Origin of the sequence: Thalassorhabdus alkalitolerans, assembly GCF_042656525.1 — a bacterium.
GTDB lineage: Bacteria > Bacillota > Bacilli > Bacillales > Marinococcaceae > Thalassorhabdus > Thalassorhabdus alkalitolerans.
Window position 1 is genome coordinate 235,838 of record NZ_JBHSOZ010000004.1, and the last position, 7,396, is coordinate 243,233.

General features: G+C 41.0%; 8 protein-coding genes. 5 read left to right on the forward strand and 3 right to left on the reverse strand.

Features of this window, described 5'->3' with window-relative positions; all coding sequences use genetic code 11:
* Positions 1-141: 141 nt before the first annotated feature.
* Positions 142-1,470: a GTPase family protein gene (locus ACFPU1_RS10715; protein ID WP_385940910.1), complete on the reverse strand. Its 1,329-nt coding sequence runs from the start codon at positions 1,468-1,470 to the stop codon at positions 142-144.
* A 205-nt stretch (positions 1,471-1,675) separates the two neighbouring features.
* Complete coding sequence (locus ACFPU1_RS10720; RefSeq protein WP_385940913.1) at positions 1,676-2,971, reverse strand: glutamate-1-semialdehyde 2,1-aminomutase; 1,296 nt, start codon at positions 2,969-2,971, stop codon at positions 1,676-1,678.
* Between the two features lie 127 nt (positions 2,972-3,098).
* Here ACFPU1_RS10720 and bcp point away from each other — a divergent pair, with 127 nt between their 5' ends.
* From bcp to perR, 4 genes are all read left to right on the forward strand, one after another.
* Positions 3,099-3,569 (forward strand): thioredoxin-dependent thiol peroxidase, encoded by a 471-nt coding sequence (gene bcp / locus ACFPU1_RS10725; protein WP_054636797.1) that lies wholly within the window; start codon positions 3,099-3,101, stop codon positions 3,567-3,569.
* A gap of 59 nt (positions 3,570-3,628) precedes the next feature.
* Positions 3,629-4,579 (forward strand): D-2-hydroxyacid dehydrogenase, encoded by a 951-nt coding sequence (locus ACFPU1_RS10730; RefSeq protein ID WP_385940916.1) that lies wholly within the window; start codon positions 3,629-3,631, stop codon positions 4,577-4,579.
* 131 nt (positions 4,580-4,710) lie between these two features.
* A complete protein-coding gene (locus tag ACFPU1_RS10735) occupies positions 4,711-5,016 on the forward strand; it encodes a cyclic-di-AMP receptor (protein WP_054636799.1) in 306 nt (101 codons plus the stop codon).
* Positions 5,017-5,121: 105 nt separating this feature from the next.
* Entirely contained in the window at positions 5,122-5,559 is a 438-nt protein-coding gene (gene perR / locus ACFPU1_RS10740; protein WP_054636803.1) for a peroxide-responsive transcriptional repressor PerR, read from the forward strand.
* Positions 5,560-5,585: 26 nt separating this feature from the next.
* Here the strand turns inward: perR and ACFPU1_RS10745 are convergent, their stop codons facing one another.
* Positions 5,586-5,936: a YgzB family protein gene (locus ACFPU1_RS10745; RefSeq protein WP_385940919.1), complete on the reverse strand. Its 351-nt coding sequence runs from the start codon at positions 5,934-5,936 to the stop codon at positions 5,586-5,588.
* Between the two features lie 205 nt (positions 5,937-6,141).
* On the opposite strand from ACFPU1_RS10745, the gene ACFPU1_RS10750 reads away from it, so the two are divergent.
* The gene (locus ACFPU1_RS10750; protein ID WP_385940922.1) at positions 6,142-7,011 is read left to right on the forward strand and encodes a nucleotidyltransferase-like protein; all 870 of its coding nucleotides are present in this window, start codon (positions 6,142-6,144) and stop codon (positions 7,009-7,011) included.
* The last annotated feature ends 385 nt before the right edge of the window (positions 7,012-7,396 follow it).

Consider the following 7,396-nt stretch of genomic DNA (forward strand, 5'->3'; position numbering starts at 1 on the left):
TTTCTTTGCAGCAGTTATGTCCAATTCGGTACTATACACCTTTTGGAAGGTTTCATCAAGAACAAAAAAGGAGGGAAAGAAGACAAAGAGCCACTAACAAAGGGCTCCGCTAACATTATTAACGAAACCCTCCTTTTACATTTATTGTTCTTCAGCTATATCTTGCTCATTGTCTTCCTCAAGTCCATGATAATCAATTTCTTCCTCGGCCATTTCGTTTTCAATGTTTTCATCGATTTGTTCCTTTACAGCTTCTGCATTTCCTTGTTCGTAAATTTCTTTGGCTTCTTCTGCACTTTTGTTTTCAATAAAGTAAGCTATTGAAGCCTGGCAAAGACCCCACGTTGCGGTAGCAGCAATGGTCCCGGAAATAGCATGTCCTACAGCAGGAAAGACGTATTTACTCAGGGAGCGGGCCATTTGACGGAGTGCTAAAGCTGAACCGATATTTACACCGATTGCTGTCAGGAATTCAACAATTGTTTTTCTGCTTAAATCCCTTCCAGAAACATAAGCGATTGCAGAAATCATAGATATCTGAATGCTGGTTATGATAGGGAGGTCCCCCCAGGGGATAGGCTGTGCTCCTATTCCACCAGTCAGTGCAGAGGCACTTTTGCCTATAGAACGAGCAATTTTTTTTTGGATTTCAGCTGCCTGGGTAATTTTTGCCCAGGACATCCAAGTGCTGTCAGGTAAATGATCCAATAAAAAATCAAGCAGCAGATCTATATTCCATCGCCGGTCATATACTATCTCTTCATCCTTAAAGGCAAGATAGGCGCATACCGGAATGGTGCCCGCAATCTGTGGAAGGGAGTTTTTTAGATGATTGTCTAAATGAGTTACAGCCTCTTGGATATGTTCTTCCTTTTCTTCACCGAAAGGAGGTTCAGCATCATATATAGGGTCTAATTCATCGACCTGAGTTACAATCCCAATAATAGGGGGAGAGTAATCATGATGGGCATGGACAAAGTTTCTTAGCTCTTCCAGCTGGGCAATATCCTCTTGGATTCTTGCGTCTACTTCTTTTGCTTTTACTAAAAAGAGAAAGGCATCTGGATATTTTTCTAAAAGAGAGTATTTGACTTCTTCGAGTGCATCTTCCTCCTGCACGCCTTCCACAGGGGCAGATCCTTCCCCAAGCCCTCTTGTATCGAGGACCTCCATTTCTGAATCCTTCTCTTCATGATGGTACATATGCCAGCTTCCTTGGCCTGTCTGAGCTTTAACGGATCCGATCTCTGCTACTGGGGAACTGAATACCGCATTTAGCAGCGTCGATTTTCCTGACCCTCTCCGGCCTACAACTGCAAACCTGGGAGGGCGTGAGCGCAGAAAAAGCTCTTCCAGCCGATATACTTCTTCGTCTACTTTATTACGTAAAGGCCCGGGAAGCCTGGGCATTAATTTTTCTTTAATCAGCTCAATGGGCTGTTCTAAATTTTCTCTTTCAATAGAGGGCATATTTCTCCTCCTTTTTAGAATGCTCCTTACCCTTTCCCTTTTTAGGTAAGAAATATGTATTGTTCTATTAGGAAAAAAGAGGATGAGGGGCAACCAACCCTAAAAGGATACTTGAAAGCATATTTAAAGGACTTTCATTTACGTTACAAAAAAAACTGCTCTGCTTAGGAGGGCAGAGCAGCAAAGATTAAAGAATAGATTGCTCTCATAGGGCAGAGAGTTTTTCAAAAGCTTGATCTACCGCTGCTATTGTTTCTTCTATATCCTCTTTTGTATGTTCTGTTGTCAGGAACCATGCTTCATACTTTGATGGTGCAAGGTTTATGCCCTGGTTGAGTAATGCTTTGAAGAAGGAAGCAAACAATTCCCCGTCGCTGTTTTCTGCACCTTCATAGTTTGTTACTTTTTTGTCTGTGAAATACACCGTTAAGGCGCCCTTTAACCGGTTAATTTGTATAGATATATTGTGCTTTTCAGCCGCCTTTAGAATCCCTTCTTCCAACAGGGAGCCAAGCTTGTCGAGCCGCTCGTAAATTCCCTCCTCGCGGAGTACCTCTAAGCAGGCAATACCAGCGCTCATAGAAGCCGGGTTTCCAGACATGGTCCCAGCCTGATAAGCCGGTCCAAGTGGTGCTACTTCCTCCATAATATCAACACGACCGCCGTATGCCCCGATAGGAAGCCCGCCGCCGATAATTTTGCCCATAGCTGTCATGTCCGGTTCTATTCCAAGATAATTTTGAGCTCCCCCGTACATGAAACGGAAGGCGGTTATAACTTCATCATAGATAACGAGCCCCCCTGCTTCGTGAGTGAGGTCATTTACCTGTTGAAGAAAGCCTTCTTTCGGTTCAACAATTCCAAAGTTGCCGACGATTGGCTCTACAAGCACAGCCGCGATCTCGTCTCCCCAGTGCTGTAAAGCCTCTTTGTAAGCTTCGATATCGTTAAAAGGAACTGTGATCACTTCTTCTGCAATGTTCTTTGTCACACCCGCCGAATCAGGTGAACCCAGAGTAGAAGGACCGGAGCCGGCAGCAACAAGCACCAGGTCAGAATGCCCGTGGTAGCATCCTGCAAACTTAATAATCTTATCTCTTCCTGTATAGGCTCTGGCAACCCTTATCGTGGTCATGACTGCCTCTGTTCCCGAATTTACAAAACGTACTTTTTCAAGAGAAGGAATCGCCTCTTTAAGCATTTTGGCAAACTGGTTTTCAAGCTTTGTAGGTGTCCCGTATAAAGTCCCGTTTTCGGCGGCCTTTGTGATGGCTTGCGTGATGTGAGGGTGAGCGTGTCCGGTAATAATAGGTCCGTAGGCGCCTAAATAATCTATGTACCGGTTTCCGTCCACATCATAAAAATAAGCTCCTTTTCCTTTTTCCATAAATACAGGTATGCCGCCGCCAACACCTTTAAAAGAACGAGAGGGGCTGTTTACCCCGCCGACAATATGTTCGCAGGCTTCTTTATATAGGTTTTCTGAGTTAGTGAAATTCATTTATGTCACTCCTTATGTATACTCTTTGTACATTCTAGCATAAAAGGCAGGGGGCCTTTTAAGTTGTGAAATTTCCTTGCTTTGGTTACTCTAATACGTAAGAAAATGAAACAGGGGGAATGTGATCATGACTGTAAAAGAAGGGCAGCAGGCACCGGATTTTTCTCTTCCGGCAAGTAATGGAGAAACCGTTTCTCTTTCAGAATTTCAAGGGAAGAATGTAGTGTTATATTTTTACCCTAAAGACATGACACCGGGATGCACCACACAAGCCTGTGACTTTAGAGACTTCAGTGAAGAATTTGACAAGACAGATACTGTAGTCCTTGGAATTAGTCCGGATCCTATGGAGAGGCACAAGAAATTTATTGAAAAGCACGGACTATCCTTTTTACTTTTAGCTGATGAAGACAAAAAGGCCGCGGAAGCATATGAAGTCTGGAAGTTAAAAAAGAATTTTGGTAAAGAATACATGGGAATTGAACGTTCAACCTTTGTGATTGATAAACAAGGGAAAATAGTGAAAGAATGGCGAAAGGTGAGAGTCAAGGAGCATGTTGAGGAAGTGCTGAATTACGTTAAAGAAAATCTGGCGTGAGATTGAATGAAAAATTCTCATCTAGTTTAAGATAAAAATCGGCAAGGAGGATTTTCATCGTGAGAATCGTTTCTTCAGCAAAGATAAAAACAGCATTGCGGGAGGATCTTGAAGAGTCCTTTCAACATGCAGAATTTCGTTTTTTCGGTAATATAGATGAAGCCAGGTCTTCATTGCCGGAAGCAGATGTACTCATAACCTATGGGGAAGATCTTACTGCCAGGGAAATTAAAGAAGCAAAGAATCTTAAATGGATTATGGTGATTTCAGCAGGAATGGACCTCATGCCTTTTGAAGCGATTCAGGATAAAGGTATTATGGTTACAAATGCCAGGGGGATACATAAAAAGCCTATGGCAGAATACACGATGGCTATGATTCTTCAATACGCACGACAAGCCTCTATTGTAAGGGAAAATGAAGAAAGAAGAAGATGGGATCGAAAAGTTACAATGACCGAGATCAACCAGCAGTCTATTGGTATCCTGGGTCCCGGAGCAATCGGCGGAGAAATAGCCAGGCTTGCGAAAGCGTTTGGTATGAAAACTATGGGATATAACCGCAGCGGACGTCCTGTAGAACATGTGGATCATATCTATTCAGATCACCAGTTGGACCAGCTTTTAAGGGTGTCGGATTACGTTGTTTCTGTTCTGCCGGCTACAGAGGAAACACATAACATGGCAGACCGTTCATTCTTTCAAAAAATGAAAGAAACAGGCGTTTTTATTAATATTGGACGAGGCAGTACAGTGAAGGAAGAGGAATTAATTCATGCGCTTGATAATGGAGAGCTTGCACATGCTATCCTTGACGTTTTTAAGGAAGAACCTCTTCCTGAAGATCATCCGTTTTGGGAGATGGAAAAGGTTACAGTGACGCCGCATCTTTCGGGAATTTCGCCTCAATACCATCCCCGGGCTCTGGAAATTTTTAAAAGAAATCTTGAAGTCTTTCTTGCCGGAGGAGAAGAATATATTAACAGTGTAGATACGTCTAAAGGGTATTAAACTGCCTTACGAACAGCGCCTCTTCCTTATATAATAATTATAACAATGTAGGAAAACATCTAATTAGAAATGTTATAATATAGACGTAGTTATTGTGAAATGAGGAGTGTAAGCTTTAGGGGGGATGCTTGTTGAAACTGTTTATTTGTATTGTGGAAAGTTTTTACCGGGATGAGATTGAAACAAAAATGAAGGAAAAAGGATACCGAATGACAGAATTATCAAGCAGCGGGGGATTTTTAAAACGTGGCAACACAACCTTTCTCTTTGGAGTAAGAGACAGCGGAGTTGAAGAGCTGAAATCTTCCTTGAAGAATATATGCACAGCTTATGAACAGAAAAAAGGCAGGAGTTCTCCGGATTCCCACCGCTTTACCTCCTTTTTGCTCGATGCTTCAGAAGGTGCACATTTCCTTGCTTCATTGCATGGGAAATAGAAGAAAAGGGGAGCGTACTTGTTGACAATAAATGTCTATCTCTTATACAATAAATTATAACCATTATTAAGAAAGAATTGCTTTATGGAAGTGAGGTGCATGACGATGGCAACTGAACGCATTCAACAAGCGGTTAATGCATTAAAGACTACCAGGGTTCGCATGACCCCGCAACGTCATGCCATATTGGAATATTTATTTGAATCTATGAGTCACCCAACAGCTGACGAAATATATAAAGCTCTTGAAGGTAAATTTCCAAATATGAGCGTAGCTACAGTGTATAATAACCTTCGTGTCTTTAAAGATGTAGGAATCGTAAAGGAATTAACTTATGGAGACTCTTCCAGCCGGTTTGACTGTGTAACCACTGAACATTACCATGTTATTTGTGAAGAGTGCGAAAAAATAGTTGATTTTCATTATCCAGGGCTGGATGAAGTGGAAACTCTGGCTGAGCATGTAACAGGATTCCAGATTGAAAGCCATAGAATGGAGATTTATGGTACATGTGATGAATGTTTGGAGAAAAAGAAGCATTAAAAAAGCTGGGCGCTTGTAGGAAGCGCTCAGCTTTTTTTTCTGTTATATTTTAAATCGAATTCTTTGCCTTCAAGCTCTGCGTCCAGGGTTAATGGTTCGTTACAAGACATACAGGCATCTACGCGCCCTAGAATTTTTGTGGTCTTTCCGCAATTAGGGCATTGGACTGTTACAGTTTTGGTGGACATCATGCCAATCCAAAAGTACACCCCGCTGCTTGCAAGGATAAAAATAAAACCAAGGATCATTGTTACAGACATAATAACGGGTGAGGTACGAAAGAAGATGCCAATATACATCACAAGTATACCTACAAAGACAAGAACAAGAGCGAATGTCCTTATCTTATTAATCTTACTGGTTGTTTTTGCTGCCATATTTATACCCTCCTGAAAAGTTAGTATACCATAATCAGGGAAAGGGAGAAATGACAAGAACATGACAGATCAGCAAACATTCCTTTATAACGAAAAAGGGATTAATGAATTGGTGTCGAACTTTTGTTTTAGAAGTACATGAAGAGTATTATGTACAAAGTAATGGCAGAAGAAAGAAGGAGAGGGGAAAAGGGAGGGAGCAAAGATGGAAGAAAAGTTTCAACATATATATAAAGAATTTGAAAACAGCCCGGATACCCTCGGGATCTTGTCAGTAAGAAAAAAAGAAACACAAGAATCTTTTACAGACTTCTTTGATGTAATAGTGGTTGTCATTGTGAAAATGGAAACCCAGACAAATGTAAAGCACTATGATTGTGATGGCCGATCAGTCGCACTTCATCTCGTTACGGAAAAGGAAATCTTTCATTGGATGATTACCGGAGCAAATAGAAAAGTCATTGAATGGGTTTTTAAAGGAAGAATACTTTTCAATAGAAATGAAGCAGTTACTTCCTTAAGAGAAAGGTTAAATAATTTCCATGCTGTTGATCAGGAGCAGAAAATAGGTGTGGAATTTGCTAAGCTTATCCGATACTTCGAGGATGGGAAATCTCTATATAACGGCTTGAATTTCCTTGATGCTTTTCATCATTTCCTGCGGGCTCTGCAGCATTTAGCGCGTCTGAATATTATAGAACAAGGGAGATATCCGGAAATTACTGTCTGGGAACAGGTGAGGGATATTGAGCCGGAAACGTATAAATTGTATCAGGAATTAGTGCTGGGTGAAGAGCCTCTTGAAAAAAGACTGGAATTATTAATGATCGCTATTGAGTTTGCGATACGATCTAACCTGAAAATAGGAAGCGTACATTTATTGACTGTTATGGAAAAGCGGACAGGTTCATGGACTTTTGAAGAATTAGCCGGGCAAAGAGAAGTACAGGAGTATATTATCGATTTGGAAGTGGTGATTGCTTACCTGGCTGACCATGGGGTAATCGAGAAGTTTGAGAAAGATTCCAGCACACCAGGTGTCTCTTACTTAAACTATCATTTGCAAGAAAGATAATAATTTATGATTGACGCTAGGTTACATAGGTGATATATTATTAAACGTCGCTGATTCGCAGCGGCGATTTCTTTTCAAAAATAATAAAAAAACTTGTTGACTGTTTCGTGTCAGCATGTTACATTATTATTCCGCGCTTAAAAGCAAGCGAGTCAGCAAAATCCTTTTACAAAAGGGTGTTGACAGCTAAGCGAGCGCATGATAAATTGTTAATTGTCGCTTAAGAACAGCGAGTTACCGAAAATGAATTAAAAAAACTTGTTGACTTGGTGTTGGCGATATGTTACCATGAATAAGTCGCCAAAAAACGGCGAAGAAGTTGTCCTTTGAAAATCGAATGAAAGTCAAACGTCAGTTAATTTCTATTAAAGTAAGTTAAGTTAGT